The 1,046-nt window shown below is 51.1% G+C and carries 1 protein-coding gene; it reads right to left on the reverse strand.

Annotated elements, in window-relative coordinates; genetic code table 11:
- The coding region (locus RSA72_RS14175) for a phosphoenolpyruvate carboxykinase (GTP) (RefSeq protein WP_332633397.1) at window positions 1-1,046 on the reverse strand (1,046 nt) is incomplete at both ends.

The following is a 1,046-nucleotide window of genomic DNA, read 5'->3' on the forward strand; positions in this document are numbered from 1 at the left end:
GCGCATTTGGATGAGCCGCTTTTTCTGCGCCAGTGTGAGGTTGACCTTTCCAGTTGGTCAGGTTAGCAGGTGCTTCTTTAGAAAGACCTTCCCACCAAACTTCACCGTTGTCTGTTACAGCAACGTTGGTATAGATGACATCTTTAGTCAATGTCGCCATGCAGTTCGGGTTGGTCTTGGTATTTGTACCCGGCGCTACACCGAAGAAACCCGCTTCAGGGTTGATGGCATATAAGCGGCCGTCTTCACCCGGTTTGATCCAGGCAATATCGTCACCAACTGTTTCAATTTTCCAGCCTTCGTAGCCCGCTGGCGGAATCAGCATTGCGAAGTTGGTTTTGCCGCATGCAGAAGGGAATGCCGCTGCGATGTAGTGTTTTTCGCCTTTCGGGTTGGTCACGCCAAGAATCAGCATGTGTTCAGCCAGCCAGCCTTGCTGACGGCCCATAGAGGAGGCAATACGCAGCGCCAGGCATTTTTTACCCAGCAATGCGTTGCCGCCGTAACCCGAACCGTAAGACCAGATTTCACGGGATTCCGGGTAATGCACGATGTATTTTTCAGGGTTGCAAGGCCATGCAACGTCTTTTTGGCCTTCTTCCAGCGGCGCGCCTACAGTATGCACGCAAGGAATGAATTCGCCATCTGTGCCAAGAACGTCATAAACAGCTTTACCCATGCGAGCCATTTTAGACATGCTGACCGCCACATAAGGAGAGTCAGTCAGTTCGATACCGATGTGGGCAATATGAGAACCCAAAGGCCCCATAGAGAATGGAACCACGTACAGCGTGCGGCCTTTCATTGAGCCGTCAAATAAGCCGTTTAAGCGGGCGCGCATTGCAGCAGGCTCTTCCCAGTTGTTTGTCGCGCCGGCATCTTCCTGCTTTTCTGAACAAATATAAGTGCGACCTTCAACACGAGCAACGTCAGAAGGATCAGAATTGGCTAAGTACGAACCAGGATGCGTTTCTTGGTTAAGCGCTTGCATCGTGCCGTTAGCGATCATCAAGTTGATATAACGTTGATATTCTTCTTCGCTGCCG

The organism is Acinetobacter sp. (assembly GCF_036659555.1).
In the GTDB taxonomy this organism is placed as follows: Bacteria; Pseudomonadota; Gammaproteobacteria; order Pseudomonadales; family Moraxellaceae; genus Acinetobacter.